Source organism: Rhodococcus sp. IEGM 1330 (assembly GCF_033142445.1).
GTDB lineage: Bacteria > Actinomycetota > Actinomycetes > Mycobacteriales > Mycobacteriaceae > Rhodococcoides.
The window spans coordinates 185,886-205,536 of sequence record NZ_JAWLSB010000008.1; the positions used below are offsets into that span (position 1 = coordinate 185,886).

At 63.5% G+C, this 19,651-nt stretch carries 16 protein-coding genes; 3 read left to right on the plus strand and 13 right to left on the minus strand.

From position 1 onward, the window contains the following. The first annotated feature begins 32 nt into the window (after positions 1-32). Positions 33-1,103, plus strand: a complete 1,071-nt coding sequence (locus R4P57_RS19135) for a maleylacetate reductase (RefSeq protein WP_317804408.1) — start codon at positions 33-35, stop codon at positions 1,101-1,103. A gap of 1 nt (position 1,104) precedes the next feature. Then, on the plus strand, positions 1,105-2,004 hold the full coding sequence (locus R4P57_RS19140; protein WP_317804409.1) for a dioxygenase: 900 nt from the start codon (positions 1,105-1,107) through the stop codon (positions 2,002-2,004). Positions 2,005-2,050: 46 nt separating this feature from the next. On the opposite strand, the gene R4P57_RS19145 is transcribed toward R4P57_RS19140, so the two are convergent. Continuing rightward, positions 2,051-2,872, minus strand: a complete 822-nt coding sequence (locus tag R4P57_RS19145) for an ABC transporter ATP-binding protein (RefSeq protein WP_317804410.1) — start codon at positions 2,870-2,872, stop codon at positions 2,051-2,053. Between the two features lie 373 nt (positions 2,873-3,245). Between R4P57_RS19145 and R4P57_RS19150 the strand changes: the two genes are divergently transcribed. Continuing rightward, on the plus strand, positions 3,246-4,097 hold the full coding sequence (locus R4P57_RS19150; protein WP_317804411.1) for a GntR family transcriptional regulator: 852 nt from the start codon (positions 3,246-3,248) through the stop codon (positions 4,095-4,097). 43 nt (positions 4,098-4,140) lie between these two features. Here R4P57_RS19150 and R4P57_RS19155 read toward each other — a convergent pair whose 3' ends face one another. The 12 genes from R4P57_RS19155 to R4P57_RS19210 all read right to left on the minus strand — a co-directional run bounded on the left by R4P57_RS19155 (position 4,141) and on the right by R4P57_RS19210 (position 19,576). Next, positions 4,141-5,469, minus strand: coding sequence for an NtaA/DmoA family FMN-dependent monooxygenase (locus R4P57_RS19155; protein ID WP_317804412.1), 1,329 nt, complete (start codon positions 5,467-5,469; stop codon positions 4,141-4,143). Continuing rightward, complete coding sequence (locus R4P57_RS19160) at positions 5,466-6,662, minus strand: NtaA/DmoA family FMN-dependent monooxygenase (RefSeq protein ID WP_317804413.1); 1,197 nt, start codon at positions 6,660-6,662, stop codon at positions 5,466-5,468. The genes R4P57_RS19155 and R4P57_RS19160 overlap by 4 nt, the downstream gene beginning before the upstream one ends. Then, positions 6,626-8,065 carry an MFS transporter gene (locus R4P57_RS19165; protein WP_317804414.1) on the minus strand — a complete coding sequence of 480 codons (1,440 nt, stop codon included), beginning with the start codon at positions 8,063-8,065 and terminating at the stop codon, positions 6,626-6,628. Before R4P57_RS19165 ends, R4P57_RS19160 begins: the two co-directional genes overlap by 37 nt. Beyond that, positions 8,065-9,354: an NtaA/DmoA family FMN-dependent monooxygenase gene (locus R4P57_RS19170; protein ID WP_317804416.1), complete on the minus strand. Its 1,290-nt coding sequence runs from the start codon at positions 9,352-9,354 to the stop codon at positions 8,065-8,067. Before R4P57_RS19170 ends, R4P57_RS19165 begins: the two co-directional genes overlap by 1 nt. After that, a complete protein-coding gene (locus tag R4P57_RS19175) occupies positions 9,351-10,787 on the minus strand; it encodes an MFS transporter (RefSeq protein WP_317804417.1) in 1,437 nt (478 codons plus the stop codon). The genes R4P57_RS19170 and R4P57_RS19175 overlap by 4 nt, the downstream gene beginning before the upstream one ends. A gap of 83 nt (positions 10,788-10,870) precedes the next feature. Next, positions 10,871-12,160 carry an NtaA/DmoA family FMN-dependent monooxygenase gene (locus R4P57_RS19180; protein ID WP_317804418.1) on the minus strand — a complete coding sequence of 430 codons (1,290 nt, stop codon included), beginning with the start codon at positions 12,158-12,160 and terminating at the stop codon, positions 10,871-10,873. 37 nt (positions 12,161-12,197) lie between these two features. Beyond that, positions 12,198-13,511, minus strand: a complete 1,314-nt coding sequence (locus R4P57_RS19185; RefSeq protein ID WP_317804419.1) for an NtaA/DmoA family FMN-dependent monooxygenase — start codon at positions 13,509-13,511, stop codon at positions 12,198-12,200. A gap of 33 nt (positions 13,512-13,544) precedes the next feature. Next, positions 13,545-14,852, minus strand: a complete 1,308-nt coding sequence (locus R4P57_RS19190; protein ID WP_317804420.1) for an NtaA/DmoA family FMN-dependent monooxygenase — start codon at positions 14,850-14,852, stop codon at positions 13,545-13,547. Positions 14,853-15,035: 183 nt separating this feature from the next. Continuing rightward, the gene (locus R4P57_RS19195; RefSeq protein ID WP_317804421.1) at positions 15,036-16,691 is read right to left on the minus strand and encodes an ABC transporter substrate-binding protein; all 1,656 of its coding nucleotides are present in this window, start codon (positions 16,689-16,691) and stop codon (positions 15,036-15,038) included. A 133-nt stretch (positions 16,692-16,824) separates the two neighbouring features. Beyond that, a complete protein-coding gene (locus tag R4P57_RS19200) occupies positions 16,825-17,709 on the minus strand; it encodes an ABC transporter permease (RefSeq protein WP_317804517.1) in 885 nt (294 codons plus the stop codon). Next, positions 17,709-18,752 carry an ABC transporter permease gene (locus tag R4P57_RS19205; protein WP_317804422.1) on the minus strand — a complete coding sequence of 348 codons (1,044 nt, stop codon included), beginning with the start codon at positions 18,750-18,752 and terminating at the stop codon, positions 17,709-17,711. Before R4P57_RS19205 ends, R4P57_RS19200 begins: the two co-directional genes overlap by 1 nt. After that, entirely contained in the window at positions 18,749-19,576 is an 828-nt protein-coding gene (locus R4P57_RS19210; protein WP_317804423.1) for an ABC transporter ATP-binding protein, read from the minus strand. Before R4P57_RS19210 ends, R4P57_RS19205 begins: the two co-directional genes overlap by 4 nt. Positions 19,577-19,651 lie beyond the last annotated feature (75 nt).

Sequence of the window (19,651 nt, forward strand, 5' to 3'; positions counted from 1 at the left end):
ACACTCGGCTCACTGACACACCGGAGGCACGGATGCTCGAATTCGAGCACGACTCACTCGCTCAACGCGTTCTGTTCGGAGCGGGCAAGGCCGCGTCCAACCTCGCCGCCGAGGTCACTCGACTCGGCGCGACGTCGGTCATGGTGATCGCCGGCCCCGCCGAAACGGAGCTGGCGAAATCAGTGTGCAGCAAGATCGAGCCACGGTTGATGTATTCCGAAGTGGTACAGCATGTTCCGATCGAGACGGCGGAGAAGGCGCGCGCCGCAGCCCGCGAACACGAGGTGGATCTGCTGGTCTCCATCGGCGGCGGTTCGACCACCGGTCTGGCCAAAGCCGTCGCCCTCACCAGCGGTATTCCCATCGTCGCCATTCCCACCACGTACGCGGGCTCGGAGGCCACGAACGTGTGGGGACTGACCGAGTCCTCGCGCAAGACCACCGGCGTCGACGCGCGCGTGCTCCCCACCACCGTGATCTACGACGTGCTGTCGCTACTGACACTTCCGGTGGAGTTGAGCGTGGCGTCCGGACTCAACGCCCTGGCGCATTCCGTCGACTCGATGTGGGCTCCTCGCGCCGATCCGATCAACTCGACTCTCGCAGTGGAGGCCATCACTGCGCTGTCCAGCGGGCTTCGAGACATCAAGCGAGATCCCTCCAGCCAATCCGGCCATGAGCAAACTCTGTACGGCGCTTACCTTTCCGCGGTCGCGTTTGCGTCCGCCGGATCCGGATTGCATCACAAGATCTGCCATGTGCTCGGTGGCACGTACAACATGCCGCATGCACAAACCCATGCGATCGTGCTGCCACACGTACTCGAGTACAACGCTCCGTACGCGCCCGCGGCCGAGCAGCGCATCGCGAATGCTTTCGGCACCACCACCGCAGTCGAGGGACTGTGGTCGCTCCGCACCGAACTCGAGGCACCCACCGCGCTGCGCGACTACGGGCTGAAGGAGTCCGATCTCGACGAAGCCGTTGCACTCGTTCTCGAAGCCGCTCCAGCCTCCAATCCGCGGCCGGTCACTGCTGAATCGCTCATGACGCTGCTCCGTAATCTTTGGGCAGGAACGACTTCCGACAACGAGGACCGCTGACATGAGTATCGACAACCGCACCGACATCTCCTCGGAGCAGAGTGGCCGAGAGCGGGCGCTGACCGACAAGGTCGTGGCCAGCTTCGCCGACACCCCCGATCCGCGACTGCGGGAACTGCTCACGGGATTGACCGAGCATCTCCACGCGTTCATCCGGGAGGTCCGACTGACACAGGACGAGTGGACCACGGCCATCGAGTTCCTCACCGAGGTCGGTCACATCACCGATGACCGGCGTCAGGAATTCATTCTCCTGTCCGATGTCTTCGGTGCCTCGATGCAGACGGTGACCGTCAACAACGAAGCGATCGCAGGCGAGACGGAGTCGACGGTGTTCGGTCCGTTCTTCGTCGACGACGCCCCCGCGATCGAGTCGGGCGGTGACATCTCCCACGGCGCACCGGGCCAAGCATGCTGGGTCGAGGGGACGGTCACAGATATCGCGGGTGAACCCGTTGCGAATGCCCGGATCGAGGTATGGGAAGCCGACGACGACGGCTTCTACGACGTCCAGTACTCCGATGGACGGGTCGCCGCTCGCGGCCATCTGTTCTCGGACGACAACGGGACGTTCGCGTTCTGGGGCCTCACCCCGACTCCCTACCCGATTCCGTTCGACGGACCCGTCGGGCGGATGCTCGACGCCGCTGGACGTTCGCCGATGCGGGCATCGCACCTGCACTTCATGGTGACCGCCGAGGGCAAACGCACACTGATCACCCACATCTTCGTACGCGGCGACGAACTGCTCGATCGTGATTCGGTGTTCGGTGTCAAGGACTCGCTGATCAAGGGCTTCGTGGAGCAGCCCGCGGCAACCCCCACCCCCGATGGTCGCGATCTTGGGGAAAACACCTGGTCGAGAGTCGAATTCGACATCGTGCTCGCGCCGAAGCAGTAAAGAACCACACCAACCCAGGTGGCGCGGAACTGATCCCCCACGGGGCTCAGGCAGGCATGAAGTCCCGGAGCACGGGAAGTCTCGTCGCCGAGCGATTCGCGAGAGTGGGGACACAACCCAACAGACCCTTGGTGTACGGATGCGTCGCGGTGGCAACGATCTCCGCGGACGCCTTCTGCTCCACCAACTCGCCCCGATACATCACCAGCATCGTGTCGGAGAACTCGAGGCACAGCTTGATGTCGTGACTGACGATGAGCAGCGCAGTCCCCTGCTCCTGGGTCAGGTTCTGCAGCAACTCCATGGTTCCGCGGGCGAGCGACGCATCGAGTGCGCTGGTCGGCTCGTCGGCGATCAGCAGTCGCGGAGACCCGCACAACGCCAGGGCAGTCATCACCCGCTGACGCATTCCGCCGGACAGCTCGTACGGCCGACTCCGCATCACCCGCTTCGTGTCGGACAGACCGACCTTGTTCAGCCAGTACGCGGTCGTGTCTGCACGCTCACGCCTGCCCGTGATTCCCGCTCCCGCGAGCACGTGCTTGAACTGGCCCCCGATGGTCCACACCGGATCGAGTGCCGTCATGGCATCCTGGAACACCATCGCGATGCCGTCGGTTCGCCGTGGCACGCTGCGGCCGGTCGACGGCTGAGCCGGCCTGCCCTCGAATTCGAGACGCGTCGATTCGACTGTGGCGCCCGCCGACACGTCGAGCAATCCAGCGATCGTCATGGCCAGGGTCGACTTCCCCGAACCCGATTCACCCACCAGAGCCACTCGCTCGCCGGGTGCAATCTCGAACGATGCCTCCCGCACTGCGACCACCGCAGAGTCATCGGTCCCGTACGTGACCGAGAGATTCTCCACACTCAGTACCGACGAGTTCGTCGTCCGAGCTGGATCGGTCCGAACGCTATCGTGACCCACGAGCGAAACAGATTCGCGCTCAGTAGTTGTCGTCATGTATTGCTCCCACCGAACGCCGTCGAATATGAACGAGTCCCATAGTTGCCTCACGGTGTTTCCCGAAGCGACGCCGATGGTAAACAGCGCATTACGCACACGAAATCAATGCAACCAATGCGCTGACCAGCTGGTTCTCCGGCATCCTGGACGTTAAGGCCACAGCACTGGTACGAGGCCGTCGCCCGATCTCCGATAGACTCGACGGCAACACTGGTGATCTCGACGCTGCGGCCACCTGCTCCCTCACGCGCGCATCATCGGAAGGCCAAGACCAATGACCCGCCCCTTCTTCGACGACGAATCCGGCTCTGTTGCAGCTCATCTCCGCAGACAGTCCGACGAGCAGAGAGCGAAGTTCACCCGCGCGCAGGCCCATCGCTCCGAGAAGTTCGTGACCTCTCCCCGACGCGTGTACGAGTTGATCCGCTCGGGCATCCGCAGAGGCACGATGCCGCACGACAAGGTACTCTCCGAGCAGCACCTCATCGAGACGTTGGGGGCGACGAGAAACGCTGTGCGCAAGGCACTTCAGATGCTTGCCGACGATGGCGTCGTACTGCGGGCGCGTCGAGCAGGTACGTCGATCGCACACGACATCGTGGCCGTGCGAGAAGGCGAAATCGGCCCGCGAGCCTGGGCCGGCGCGCCGGATGAGGGTCGACTGACGGTGGAAACCCTGGAATGCCGGCGCATCACTGCACCTGCGGTGATCCAGGAGTTCATCGGTACCGAGGTGGAGACGGTGATCCTGCTCGAGCAGATAGGCCGAATGGGCGGAAAGCCGCTGTACCTGCGGGTGGGCTACTGCATCACAGATTTCGACATCGAGGACTTCAAGGTGCGGATCGAGAGCAACCATTCGGAATTTCCACCGATGGCAGTTGCTCACCACAGAATCTTCGACACCACGTACGGCGGGAGCAGCTCAGTGGTAGAGGCAATCTCCTGCCAGGAAAGGCCCGCCGAGTTGTTGGAGATGGCGGTGGGAGCACCAGTGCTGCTGCGCGAGTTGATCACTCGCGACACCGACGGCCGTCCGGCCGAGCTCAGTTTCACTCACTTCCGGGCCGATCGAGTTGCCATCATCGGATCTACAGTCACGGCCGGCAGCACCACCCTGAACTGACACCAGGGGGTCGTGCGAATACCGACCCCCTGGTGTCGATCAATCAGAAGTCCAGCAGATTATCCCGTAACTGGCTGTGCGCGTAGCTTTCCCGCACCAATCCTCGACGACGCAGTGCAGGCACAAGCCCGTCGGTCACCTCCGTGTAGTAACGACGACCGAGCCGACCGGTCATGAGGAAGCCGTCACCACCGACAGCATCGATGACGTCTTCCATCTGCGCGGCCACGGTGTCGGGAGTACCCACCAGCGGAACCGAGGTGATCGACCACGTGGCAGCCAACTGGCGCAACGTCTTCGGAGTTCCGTCCTCGTTGAGCTTGCTGCTCCCCGAACCCGCGAGGAAGTCCGCGAGCGTCGTGCGGTGCCCGTTGGTCGTCAGTTCCGGCGGCGGGGCATCGATGTCCATCGTCGACAGGTCGTTGCCTGTCACCGCAGAAATATGCGCCAGGGCAGCGTGCACACGTCCATCGGTGGCCTCACGAGACCGCGCATCGAGTTCGCGAGCTTCGCTGTCGGTCTCACCCAGCACCGGCGACACGATGTAGAGAATCTTGATCGAATCCGGATCGCGACCTGCGTCCGATGCCATCGCACGAACGTCCTCGCGATAGGCCTTCATCGCCTCGACACCCTGGGCCTGACAGATGATCGTGTCGGCATTGCGCGCGGCGAACGCACGCCCGCGCGGTGATCCCCCGGCCTGGCAGATCACCGGCCTGCCCTGCGGCATCGGCAGCGTGTTGAGCGGGCCGCGCGTGCGGTGGAACTTGCCGACGTAATTCGCGTCGTGCACCTTGGTGTGATCGACGTACGTGTTCGACGCCATGTCCATCACCAGTGCGTCAGGTTCCCACGACTTCCAGAGCGCATCGACTGCTTCGACGAACTCCTCTGCGCGCTCGTATCGTTCGTCGTGTGGCGGCAGCGCGTCCATGCCGAAGTTCTGCGCAGCGCGGTCCTCACTCGACGTCACCACGTTCCAGCCGACCCGTCCGTGGGACATGTGATCGAGAGTCGACACCACCCGCGCCAACAGGTACGGCGGGTAGAAGCTGGTGGACATCGTGGTCACGATCCCGAGCCTCGATGTGGCCGCGGCCAACATCGGTACCAGTGCGACCGGATCGTGCTTCGGCGCGTACTGCGCCTTCGCCAGGTCGAACTCCGTGGTGCCGCCGTAGATGTCGGACACCATCGACGAGTCCTCGAGCATCAGATAGTCGAATCCGGCCCGCTCGAGCGCCTGGGCCATCTCGACGTGAAAGCGCCCGTCGGCCCAGGAATCGGAATCGGCTCCGGTCCAGTGCGAGCTCCACACCGGTGGACGAAAGCTGGTGAACCAGCCCAGATGCATGCGCGGTGTACTCATCGCGCACCTGCCAGGTGCTCGCGGAGATTGCTGCCGCGGTATCCGGTGCCTGCGACGCCGCGTCGTGCGAGTTCGGGCATCAGCCCGTCGCACACGTCGTCGACGTACCGACGATTGAGCACTCCGCCGCCACCCCCGAAGAACAGGAAGCCGTCTCCGCCTACCTCGTCGATGACGCTTTCCATTTCGTCCGCCACACTTGCCGGCGTTCCGACCAGTCGCAAGGATTCCGTCCGTTCGGTGGCCACGGTTTCGCGAATCGACCTGCCGTTCGCCCATGTCCGCAGGTTGTCCAGAATGCTGGTGCTCCCCTCGGTCTTCAGATCGTCCGGAATCGGCTTGTCCACGTCGAGCACTGAGAAGTCGATGTCTCCGGACAACATGATCAAACGGCGTGCGATAGCCGCGTCGGTTGGTTCGTAATAGCGCTCCGCCTTGCGCCTCGCGTCGTCCTCGGTCTCCCCCAGAATCGGCGTCACCATGTAGAGAACCTTGATGTCATCGGGGTTGCGTCCGAACTCTGCGGCACGGGCCCGCACCGTGTTTCGGTACTCGCGCATCGCGTCTCGACCCTTCGGCGCAGCGACCACGAGGTCGGCTACTCGCGCGGCGAGATCGATACCGGACTTCGACGCTCCGGCCTGGCACAGCACCGGCTTGCCCTGCGGGCTCGGCAAGGTGTTGAGCGGCCCACGCACCGAGAAGTGTTCGCCGACATGATCGATGGTCCTGACCTTGGTGTGGTCCACGTAGGACTCGAGACCGGGAGCGATCGGCGATGCGGCATCGGCGTCCCAGGAGGCCCACAGTTGGTTCGCGACGTCGACGAACTCCTCGGCGATCTCGTACCGGGCATCGTGGGTCGGCAGCGTGTCCTTGCCGAAGTTCTGTGCCGCTCGGTCCCCGGTCGAGGTGACGATGTTCCACCCCATCCGGCCACGACTGAGATGGTCTAGCGTCGACAGCAATCGGGTGAGCAGGAACGGTGGGTAGAAACTCGTGGACGCGGTGACGACGATGCCGATTCTGTCGGTCTCGTATGCCAGGCGCGAGGCCAGTGCCATCGGGTCGTGCTTCGGCGCTCGGGGCGTCCATTTGAGTTCGGACTCGAACGTGCCGCCGTAGATGTCGGTCAGCGCGGTCGAATCCTCCAGCATCACGAAGTCGATTCCCGCTCGCTCGAGCGCGCGCACGACGTCGACAGCGAAAGTTCCGTCGGCCCAATCTGTTCCACCGGTTCCGGCAAAGGGTCCGGTCCAGTCGGGGACGAGGTAGTTGGTGAACCAACCGAGAGTGAACGGTTGTGACATCGGTCCTCTTTTCCAAAATGGTGGTCGTGAATGGTCGGGGCAGGGACGGCGGATTCCTCGGTGACGACCACCTTCGATTCGGGAGTCGACACAGCGACGGTCCGCCAGGGTCGAAGAGCCAGTAGGACGGCCAACGCCGCGACGGGGATGCTGGCGGTGAAGGCGAGAGAGTAGGACGCCTGTGCGACGACAGCGCCGGCGACGAGCGGGCCGAGCATGGTGCCGACATCGAACGTGACCTGGTACACGGCAATGGGACTGCCGCCTCGCCCCGCCAGCACGTCGCCCACGGTCGCCGCGCTGGCGACCATGGCACACGTGCCGCCCACTCCCCACAACACCATCGTCAGCACGAGGATCGGCAGTGTGGGAACAACGGCGAGAACGACGAGCCCGAGCAGAATCAGACCGGAACCGAAGGCCAACATGGGCCGTCGACCCCAGCTGTCGACGAGTCTGCCTGCAGGTTTGACGACGACGATCTGCACGACGGCTCCGACGACGAGAACCAGACCCGAAACGAAGGGGCTGCCGCCGATCACCGTCGCGACGAACAGTGGGATGAGGGTGAACCGCACCCCGTTGCCGACCCAGCCGTTGGCGAAATTCGACGCGATCGACGCGCGGAATCCGCGGTGGCCGAAAGCACTTCGCAGCGTCATCGGTTCCGGTCGGGTCGTCGTATCGTGCACGACACCGTTCGCGGCGTCCTTCCTGTCACTCGATCGGAACGCGAACCAGACAACGGCGACCCCGACGATCAAAGTCAGTGCGTGTGTGAGGAACGGAGCCCGAAGCGAGACGAGAGCGACCGCACCGCCGATCACCGGGCCCAGTACCCCGCCGATGAGGAAGCCGGACTGGAAGACGGACGCCGTTCTGCCGCCGGTTTCCGGGGTGCTGTAGCGGAAGAGCAACTGCTGCCCAGCCACGGTGAACATCGCAGTCCCGACGCCGCCGACGGCCCGCAGCAACAACAGGGACAGAAACGTCGGGGCGAATGCTGCCGCCAGCGACGAGGTGGCCGCCAGCAGCAGCCCCGCGGTGAGAATCGTGCGTTCGTCGAAACGCATCAACAGGCGAGATGCACCGAACGACGCCAGTACTCGGGTGAAGGCGTAGATGCTCACCACGGACGAGGCAGCCAGATCCGTTACCCCAAAATCTCGGGCGAAGACCGGAATGACCGGAGCCACAACGCCGTAGCCGAGACCGATGCACACGTTGACGAAGGCCAACGCATACACCGGACCCGGTACCACCGAATCTCTGCGCAGCAACCGCATCAGAAGGACAAGAGATTCTCACGAAACATGTCGTGCTCGTATTCGGTACGGACGAGTCCACGTCGCTGCAGCGCGGGGACGAGGCCCTCGGTGATCTCGCCGACGTAGCGTCGACCGATGTTGCCGGTGATCAGGAATCCGTCACCCCCGACGAAGTCCATCGTCTCGCCCATCTGCTCGGCAACGGAGTCAGGGGTGCCGACGTAGTGCACGTTCTTCATGGTCCAACCCAATGCCGCTGTGCGAGGCGTATTGCCGTAGGACAGGAAGTCGCCCAGGGTCGTCCGGTGTCCGTTGGTGGAGAGTTCGGGAAACTCCTCGTCCAGTTCGTACGTCGACAGATCGATCTCGGTCAACGCCGAAATGTGACCGAGCGCCAACTCGATGCGTGAATCGACATCGGCCGTCATGCGCTCCACCTTGGCGCGTGCGTCGGATTCGGTGTCCGCCAGGACGGGCTGGGTGATGAACATGATCTTGCAGCTGTCCGGGTCGCGGCCCGCCTTCTCCATCCGCATCCGGATGTCGTCGCGGAACGCCTTCATCCCGGCCGGGTCCTTGGCTGCGCTGAGGATGGTCTCGGCGTTGCGGGCGGCGAATTCGCGACCGCGCGGTGAGCCGCCGGCCTGGCAGATCACCGGTTCGCCCTGCGGTGAACGAGGCAGGTTCAGCGGTCCACGGGATGCGTGGTACTTGCCGCGAAAGTTGGTGACGTGGACCTTCGTGTGATCGACGTACGTGCCGGTCTCTCGGTCGAGGACCATGGCGTCTTCCTCCCACGATGCCCACAACTGCTTGACGAGATCGACGAACTCGTCGGCCCGTTCGTACCGCTGGTCGTGTTCCGCGAGCTTGTCCATGCCGTAGTTCTGCGCAGCGCGGTCCTCGCTGGAGGTCACGACGTTCCAGCCGACGCGCCCGCCGCTGAGATGATCGAGGGTGGAGAACCGGCGCGCGAGCAGCCACGGCGGATAGAAGGACGTCGAGCACGTCGCGATGATGCCGATGTGCTTCGTCGCCGCGGTCAGCATCGGAACCAGCGTCACCGGGTCGTGTTTCGGCGCATACAGGCCGTATTTCAGGTCCACCCTCGACGTCTGTTCGAAAGCGTCAGAGACCATCGAGGAGTCCTCGAGCATGATGTAGTCGAAGCAGGCGCGCTCGAGCGACCGAGCGAAGTCGACATGCAGCTCACCGTTGGCCCACGTCCTACCTTCGTCGCCTGCCCAGGTGGTGTTCCACGGCGGGTTGGAGAAGTTGGTGAACCACCCCAGATGAAATTTGGTCATGCCGTGCTCCTTGCTCTCGATGTGGGTAGATCACTTCTGTGCAGCCGAGACAGCTCGGCAGGTTCCTTCGGGTGAATTCCGCGTAGTCCCGACGCCACGCTCGCGAGCAGCGCTGCGACAGCCATCGCGGCAACGGCAATCACGAAACCTGTTGTCAACGAATTCGATTCGCTCTCCGGCAACATCAGGCCGTCTCCGGAATACACCAACTCGCGCAGTGCGGGCGGCAGTGCAGACACGGCGAGCACCAGTGCGAGCGCCGTGCTGAGGGTGACCGCGGTGTTGTCGAGGGACACCCGAAGACCGTTCGCCATTCCCGAACGGTTCGATGCCACTCCCACGTTGATCGCTGCGGCATTGGCCGTCTTGAAGAGCCCACCGCTGAGACCGAGGGCGAACAGCAGTACGACGATGGGAACGTCCCGGGCCGGCCCCGCGATGTGCAAGGCGAGCAGTGACAGCACTGCTGCGGTGCCGAGCGTGGACACCGTCGTCAACGTCCGCGTCGAGACCCTGGTGGCCAGTGTTCCCGCAATCGGCGACATCACCGTGGTGCCGACGGCAAGTGCGGTGATCTGCAATCCGGCGTCGATAGGGCTCGAGCCCCGGGCACTCTGCAGGTAGAGCGACATGGTCACCGCCACCGCGCCTTCCGCCATCGTCACCAGAAACGATGCGGTGTACGCGCTCCCCCGGAATCTGTCCATCAGTAGCTTCGGATCCACGATCGGATCTGAGGCTCGCTTCTCCCACCACCAGAACAGCGGCACCACGACCACGACACACGCGAGCGGCACGACGGACTGCCACGCTCCGAAACCGTCACTGCCACCACGATTCACCCCGTAGACCAAGCCACCGAGGATGACCATCGACCCCAGCGCACCGGCATAGTCCAGGGGTGCCCCGGTCTTGGGCCGCGGTGTTCGGCGCAGAGTGAGCCAGGCCCACACCGTTCCGACGACGCCGAGCGGAACGACGATTCCGAATACTCCACGCCACCCGACGGTCTCGGTCAGCACACCGCCGAGCAGCGGGCCGATGGAGACGGCGAGCGACATGATCGTGATGTTCCAGCCGATGCCGATCGAGAGCTTCTGCGGCTCGAACGCGTCGACGAGAAGCGCAGTGGTGTTGGTGATCACCGCCGCAGCGCCGATACCCTGCACCACGCGCAACCCGATCACGACGTCCGAGTCACTCGCCATCGCGATGACCGCGGCGCTGACGGTCAGGCAGGCCAAGCCGGCGAGGTAGACCGGGCGGCGGCCGACGAGATCGGCGAGTTTACCGAGCACCAGTATGAACACTGCTGTGGTGAGCAGGTACGCGAGCATGAACCAATCGGTTTGCGCTGCAGAGGCTCCGAGTCCCGCGCTCATGTCCGGGAGAGCGACGGGAAGCATCGACACCGATACGAACGTGATGCTCATCCCGAGTCCGGTGACCGACAACACGCGCCAGGGATACGAGTCGGGTCGCACCTGCGTCGACGGGCCGACCCCTGCAGCGACGATCAGAAGTCCATCAGGTTGTCGCGGAACAGCTCGTGCGCGTAGCCGTCACGAATCAGTCCACGCTTGCGCAGTTCGGGTGCCAGGCCATCGGTGATCTCGCTGATGTACCGCCGGTTCACGCTTCCTGCGATGAGGAACCCGTCGCCGCCGACCTCGGCCGCGATATCGCCCATCTGCTCCGCCACCGCGTCGGCTGTGCCGATCAGTTGGACAGACTTCCTGATGTCCGAACTCGCCGCCTCGCGCAGTGTCATCCCGGTGGTGTTGGCACCGATCAGGGCCATCGTCCCTCTGCCCGCATTGGTCTCGACGGTGGGAATCGGCGCGTCCAGATCGAACTTCGAGAAGTCGATGCCACTGGCGTAGGACATCGAGGCCAGGTTGACGTCGATGTTGTTGCGGAAGCCGTCGAGGATCCGCTCGTTCTTGTCCTGCGCTTCTTGCTCGGTCTCCCCGAGTACCGGGCTGACGATGAACATGATCTTGCACGAATCCGGGTCCCGCCCCTCCACGATCATGCGGGCGCGGACGTCGTCGCGGTACGTCTTCATGGCCTCGACGCTCTCGACCTGAGCGAGAATGGTCTCGGCGTGTTTGGCCGCGAAGCCGCGCCCTGCAGGCGATCCGCCGGCCTGGCAGATCACCGGTCGGCCCTGCGGCGTCGGAGTGGTGTTGATCGGCCCGCGGGACGAGTGGTACTTGCCCTTGAAATCGATGTTGTGGACCTTCGCGAAATCCGCGAAGACGCCCGCGTCTCGGTCGAGACGAACAGCATCCGGCTCCCACGAGGACCACAGTTGCTTGACGAGATCGATCCATTCGTCGGCCATCTCGTACCGGTGGTCGTGCTCGAACATTTCCTCGTAGCCGAAGTTCTGTGCCGTCCGAACATTGTGGGAAGTCACCAGATTGACCCCGGCGCGCCCGTTGCTGAGGTGGTCGAGCGTGGCTGCGGTGCGAGCCGCCATGTACGGCGGATGGAACGACGTCGTCATCGTGGCGATGAGGCCGAGACGCTCGGTGTGCTGACTCAGGATGGGGAGCAACGAGTTCGGGTCCTGCTTGGGGACCGACCGTGCATTGGCCAGCCACCACTCCGAGGAACCACCGAACGAGTCCGGTACGAACGAACCGTCCTCGAACATGATGTAGTCGAATCCGGCACGTTCGAGCGATCGCGTCATGTCGATGTACAGCTCGGGGTGGTTCCATTCGGTTCCGCCCTCCCCCGACCACATCTGGTTCCACGACTGCACCTGCCAGCTCAAGAACCAACCAAGGTGGAACATGTCTTCTCCTCTTGTTTCGAGACCTACGGTCGGTCGATCAGAATGCGCGAAGGTTCTCGCGGAAGTGGCTGTGCTCGTACGACGTTCGGGTCAGTCCTCGACGCTTGAGCGCGGGCACCAACCCGTCGGTGATCTCGGCGACGTAGCGCCGGTTCATCGGAGCTCCCGCAATCAGGAAGCCGTCGCCGCCCACCTCCTGCATGACGCCGTCCATCATGTCGGCGACGTCGTCGGGAGTGCCCACGAACTCCAGGGTGTCGATGGCGCTGTGACCGGTGATGCGCTCGCGCAGGGTCTGCGTGCCGTCGCCCTTGAACTCGGCGAAACTGCTTCGGTGCCCGTTGCTTTCGAGATCTGCCGGCAACGGCTCGTCGAGGTCGAACTGGCTCAGATCGATACCGGACAGGTGCGAACGCCCGGCGAGGAGACCGTCGATGTTGCTCGACGCTGCATCTGCCCGACGCTTCTGCTTGGCCTTGGCCTCGGCTGTCGTCTCACCGAGGATCGGGGAGATCAGGTACATCACCTTGACGTCGTCGGGGTTGCGGCCCGCCTCGACGGCACCCTGGCGGATGTCCTCGCGGTAGCGGCGCATCTTCTCGGTCCCATGGGGATTGGAGATGATGGCGTCGGCGTGCTTCGCGGCGAACTCCTTGCCCTTGTCCGAACCACCTGCCTGTAGAAACACCGGCCGACGCTGCGGGCTGGGGATGGTGTTCAGCGGTCCCCTCGACTTGAAGAACTTGCCCTCGAAATCGATTCGGTTGACCTTCTCGTGGTCGGCGTAGATGCCGCCCGCCGAGGTGTCCGCATGCACCGCTCCGTCTTCCCAGGAGTCCCACAGTTTGCAGGCGAGCTCGACGAACTCGTCGGCGATGTCGTAGCGGAGATCGTGCTCGGGCATATCGAATCCGTAGTTCTGCGCCGCACGAGTGTTGCTGCCGGTGACGATGTTCCAGCCGATGCGTCCCTCGGCGATGTGGTCGAGCGTCGACATCAGACGCGCCACGGTGTACGGGTGGTAGAAGGTGGTGGTCAGAGTCGGAACGATGCCGAGGTGCTTGGTCGTGTAGGACAGAATTCCGGCGAGGACAGCAGGATCGTGTTTCGGTGCCGCGGATGCCGTTGCCAGGTAGTACTCCATCGAACCCTTGTAGGTGTCCGAGACCTGTACCGAGTCCTCCATGATGAGGAAGTCGAAACACGCCCGCTCGAGCGAGTGCGCCAGGTCCACGTACTGATCGGGCATCATCCAGTCGGTCGCACCGGTACCCGACCACGGCTGGTTCCAGGACTGGACGCCGAAGCCGGCTCCGAGGAACCATCCGAGGTGAAATTTGTTGGCAGTCATAGTTTTTCTCCAGATACGAAACGAGTGAAGGGGTCAGAATTCGAGCAGGTTGTCGCGCAGATGGTCGCTGCTGTACTCGGTCCGCATCAGACCGCGGCTCTGCAGTGCAGGCACGAGTCCGTCGGCGATCTCACCGATGTACCGCCGGTTGTGCGGCTGGCTCCAGATCAAGAACCCATCCCCGCCGACCTCCGCCATGGCGTCGCCCATCTGCGCGGCAACAGCATCCGGTGTACCGACCAGCTCCATCGATTCGGTTCGGTACGCGACGCAGGCCTCGCGGAGCGTGCGGCCGTCGGCCCAGTTGCGGAAGTTCTCCAACGTGGACTGATGTCCGTTGGTGTGCACGTCCTCGGGCATCGGCTTGTCGAGATCGAACGTGGAGAAGTCGATCTCCATGCTCGCCGACCAGCCGACGAGCACTCCCGCGGGATTGGCGCGTACCGCCGCCGCTTTCCGGTCCTGACGCGCCAGCGCATCCTCGTGGGTCTCGCCGAGGATGGGCGAGACCACGTACATCACCTTTGCCGAATCGGGATCGCGACCGTGCAGTGCCATCCGGCGCCTGATGTCGGAGCGGTACTCCTTCATCGCTGCAACACCTTTGGGCAGCGCCATGATCATGTCCGCATGCTTGGCCGCGAAGTCACGGCCTGCCGGTGACCCACCTGCCTGAGTGATGACCGGTCGCCCCTGCGGTGACGGCAGCGTGTTGAGCGGCCCGCGCGAGGAGTAGTACTTGCCCTGGAAGTCGATGGTGTGCACCTTGGTGTGGTCGACGTAGGTGGACGTCTCACGGTCCATCACCACAGCGTCCGCATCCCACGAGTCCCAGAGCTTCTCGACCAGCTCCACGTACTCGTCGGCGCGTACGTAGCGTTCGTCGTGCGGAGGCAGCGCGTCCATACCGAAGTTCTGGGCCGCGCGATCTTCGCTGGACGTCACCACGTTCCATCCGATGCGCCCCGAGGACAGGTGATCGAGCGAGGAAATCGAGCGTGCGAGAAGGTAGGGCGGATAGAAGGACGTCGATGCGGTCAAGGCGATGCCGAGATGACTCGTGGCCCGGGTGAGCAAGGGAGCCAACGCCATCGGGTCACCTTTGGGTGCCCAGCCGCCGGTCTTCAGGGTCGCTTCCGAACTGCCACCGTAGGTATCGGACACCATCGACGAATCCTCGAGGAGCAGGAAGTCGAAGCATGCGCGTTCGAGGGTCTTGGCGAAGTCGACGTAGAAGTCTCCGTTCAACCAGTCCCCACTGTCGGAACCCTCGAACGCGGTGTTCCAGGACGTCGGTACGAAGCTGCCGAACCAACCGAGATGAAATCTGTTGTCTGTCATGGTCACATTCGTTCCTCGCTGGTCGTTCTTCCTCGGTGTCGGTCAACTACACCGCGCGGATGTTTCGCCCGGCCACGTTCTCGGTAGCCGTCGGATTTCGCCGCGGATCGCGAACGTTTCCGCACGCAGTTCGGTCGGGAAGCCCGATATGACCACCGACCGAACTGCGTGCGGGAGTGCGCTCTACGAGCCGAGCGTCAGATTGGAGTAGTCGATCCGGAAATCGGTGCGCTGTACGAATCCGCCGATGCCTGCCTCGAGGGCCACCGACGGCCGCACCCTGGCGATGAAGACGTAGGGAGCCTGCTCGGTCATGCGCAGCTCGGCCTGATTCCAGAACACGCCGGCCTCGGGGCTGAGTGCCTCACCGGCATCGAGCCCCTGATCCACCATCGCGAGAAACTCGGGGTCGTTCCACAGCGCGATGTTGGAGCCGCCACCCGGCTGCGTGAGCAGCTGCAGCGAATACGGCGGAGTCATCGTCACCGATGCCCCGATACTGAGGCTGGCCTGCACCTTTCCGGCCAACGTGTCGGCATTGAGCTGCGCTGCAGGTACTTCCGCGATGGTGACGTCGATGCCCGCTTCGGCTGCGAAGGACTGGATCTGAATCGCCGTGTCCTGCGCCGCCGGAAGCTGATTGTTGACACTGAGGGTGAACGCGAGACCATCGGTCAAGCCGGCCTCCGCCAGCAACGACTTGGCTCGCTCGGGGTCGCTGTCGTACTGGGGCAGATCGCTCCCGTCCCAGTTCGGTGCCTTGTCGTCGAGTACGTGGTTGTACTTGTATGCCCGGCCGAAGAAGACGTCGGACATGATCTGGTCGTACGGGATCGCGTATGCCATCGCCTGGCGAACACGCACGTCGTCGAACGGCGCAGTGGTGGTGTTCATCGAGAACAACAGGTACTGATTCGAGGTCGTCGTCGGGACGGTCACCGCGTCGTTGCTCTCCAACGTGGCCTGGTCCGACGAGCGCAACGCCAACGCGACATCTGCGTCTCCGCGCGTGACCATGTTCGCTCTGGTCGCGGGATCCGCCACGACGCGTCGGATCATGCGCTTCACCTCGGGCTCACCGAGCACGAAATTGGGGTTCGCCGTCATGACGATCTCCTGGCCGGGAGTGACGGACTCCAACATGTATGCGCCGTAACCGAAGTTGCCGCGCATCATGTCCTCGGCACCCCAGGCCACCGCATAGGGATCCTCGGGAGTGGCGTTCTCGATCAGATAGTTGCTGTCGTAGATCGACCCGATGTTCTCGGCCAGGTTGGCCAGCAGGGTCAGTCCATAGCCGGCCTTCTCCACGGTGAAGCTGACGGTGTAGTCGTCGACCTTCTGGATCTGGGTCGACGGGTCGGTCAACATCGGCTTGTAATAGCCGGCCATACCGCCACCCGGAGTGGCGAACTTGCGCTCGAAGGACCACAGCACGTCGTCGGCGTCGAGCTCGTTACCGTGCTCGCTCATCACGCCCTGACGGAGCGTGAACGTGTAGACGAGCTGGTCCGGGCTCACCTCGTAGTTTTCCGCAAGGTACGGCTCGAAATTGTAGAGGTCCTGAACCAGCGCATCCGAGCCGTCTTCTTCGACGTACGGCTTACGAATCAACTGCGCGTGCATGTTGTTGGTGACGTCCTGATTGTCGGTGCCTGCGGTGTAGCCGTAGTCACGCACCACATTCGACGCCTGATCCGGTGTCACCACGACGATTTCACCGGGGGTCGATGCCGAGGACTCGGTTCCGCCGTCCGAACAGGCACTCAACGCGAGGGCACCGACGAGCAACGGGACCGTCCACCTGAGTCCGATGGAAAGACGATGAGAGGATTTCACGATGGGTTGGTCTCCTTCTTGGGTGCACGAGTGCAGATGTCATCGCCGGTCGAGCCGGTGGCGTCGATCGCGGGAGATCATGGACGAGAGGGGTTTTCGCGGACCGCACTGTCCGTTGTTCAGATGGCCGGTGTCAGTGGGAACGGCGGGTGCCCTTGGTCAGCCTGCGACCGACGATGGCCACCGAGGCGACGGTCAGACACAGCGCGAACGCGGGAGCGCCTGCCGACCAGAGCTTTCCGATGGCGGCGTCGCCTGCACCGCGGGTGATCATCGAACCCCACTCGGGGGTGGGCGGCGGCAAACCGACACCCAGGAAGCCGAGGGCAGCGGTGAGGATGATCGTCATACCGAACACCACCGAGGCGTTCTGCAGCGCCGGGACCGACGAGTTCGGCAGCACGTGACGGAACACCAGTTGCGTCTCGGACAGTCCTGCTTGACGGGCCGCGTCGAGATACGCGTCGCCGCGCACCCGTAGTACTTCGGTGCGGACGAGCCTGGCCTGGATCGGCGCGAGAATGATCGAGAGCGTGAAGATCATGGTGATCGAGGATGTTCCGAAGAACGACACGACGACCAAGGCAACGATCACCGTCGGAACGGCTTCGAGCAGGTCGAGGAAGCGTGCCGCGCCGCGGGCCAGGAAGCCGCCGAGTCCGCGTCCCGCCTCGTTCATTCCGATGGTCAACCCGATCACGATGCCGCACACCGTTGCGGCGACCGTAACGGCGAGGGCGATCGTCACATCGATGCGGGCACCGGAGATGGTGCGTGAGAACACGTCGAGCCCGTTGGAGTCGGTACCGAGAAGAAACTCGGAATCCGGCGACAGCGACGGTGCGCCCACCACTTTCGTCGGATCGAACGGCACGATCCACGGCCCGATCAGCGTGATCAGCAGAATCACCGCCAGGGGGACGAACACCAATATCGTGCCGATCGATATCCTGCGGCGAGCTGCCGGAGCAGGCTTGCGTGCATCGGGTACCGAGTTTGTCGATGCGAGAGCTACCATCACGAACCACCTCCCTGCCGGCCCGGCTTGCGCCGAGGGTCGAGCAACATGTTGACGAGATCGACACACAGGAACACGAGCAGGGAGATCGCAGCGACGACGAGCAGGAACCCCTGCAGGGCAATCAAATCCGTCGCAGCCACGGCCTCGACGGCGTACCGCCCCATGCCGCCGAGTCCGAACAGGGTCTCGAGAATGACCGCGCCGCCGAGTAGAGAGCCGAAGACCATCCCGAACAGTGCGACGGTCGGCGGCAGAGCTCGACGGTAGGCGCTGGCGTAGATGTACTTACGTGCCGATCCGGTCGCGATCTTGAACAGCGTCGGTTGCGCTGTCAGGCTCGAATCGAGAGCTGTCAGAAGCTGTTTGAGCAAAATCGGGGTGACCGAGACGACCAGCACAGCGATCGGAAGAAACAGGTGCGAGATCATCGAGGACACCACGACCGTGTCGCCTCGAAGAATCGCGTCGAGCAGCGGGAACGAGGTGAGCGGCTCAGGTTCGGTCAATCCGGCCCGGACTCGGCCGGTAGGAGCGGGAACCACCTGAAGCGTGGCGTAGAACAGGAAGATTCCGACCACACCGACGACGAATTCGGGAACGGCACCGGCTGCTTGGGCGTAACCGCGAACAGCCCGCGCCACAACCGATCCGGGCCAGGCAACGACTAGTGCCGAGAGCAGCAACGTGATCGCCAGGAGAAAGAAGAACGCAATTCCTGCGAGTTCGAGTGTGCCAGGTAGCCGGTCTGCGATATCGGTCGTCACCGGCCTACCGGTCATGATCGCGTTGCCGAGGTCGAAGTGCAGGAGATCGCTCAGATACGACATCAGCTGAGACAAGAGGCTGCCGTCGAGACCGAGCTCGGCCTTCGTCGCCAGATAATCGGCCTCGGTGGCTTCGGGACCGACCACTTCGCGGGCCGGATCACCAGGGATGGCGCGTACCAGGAAGAACGCGGCGACCGCGAAGACCAACAGATGCAGCGGGAGGACGGCCACTCGGCCGAGCCACCACCGCTGACGTCCGAGAAATGTCCTCATCGCGCAGCCGCCACGGCGAGTTGCTCGACTGCTTCGTCACCGCGGTACGCGTCGAGCAGTTCCGCTGTGTAGGGGTCCTGTGGTCGCTCGACGACATCGTCGGTGGTGCCCTGTTCCACGATGACGCCGTTCCTCATGACCACCATGTCGCGCGCGATGAAGGCTGTTGCGGGGAGTCCGTGCGACACGAAGACCAGTCCGCACTCCGATTCGATGCAGTACTGACGGAGCATGTTCAGGATCGCGCCCTGAACCGAGACGTCCAGCGCGGACACCACCTCGTCGCAGAGCAGTATCCGGGGCCGAACGACCAACGCCCGGGCTATCGAAAAACGTTGCCGTTGACCGCCGGAGACCTCCGAGGGATATCGGTCGGCCATCGAGGGGTCGATTTCGAGGGACTCCAATGTCTCGTTCACTCGTGCGTCGGCGGCCTTGTTGTCCATCCCGAGAAGGCGGACGGCAGGTAGTCGGACCGCATCACGCAATGTTCGGCGTGGATCGAAGGACGACGTCGTGTCCTGCGCGACGTACTGCACCGTCGACCTGAATTCACGCCTGCCTGCCTTCGAGGACAGCACCCCGTTCAGTTCGGCTCCGTTGTATCGCACCGAACCCGTCGTGGGCGAGAGCAGCCCGCACATCATCCGAACCAACGTCGACTTGCCGGATCCCGACTCACCGACAATTCCGATTGCCGAACTCGACGTGATCGTCATGTCGATGTCGTCGACAGCCGGTGTGCTGGATCCCGTGCGATCGAAACTCTTGCCCAGGTGTTCGACGTCGATCTCGGCGTACGCAGTGCGCGAATTGCCACTCATCAAGATCCTCCAAGCCGGTTGTCTCCAGCAGATCTGCTGCTTGATCGCACAGCTTTCTCGCCGCGCATTACTGAA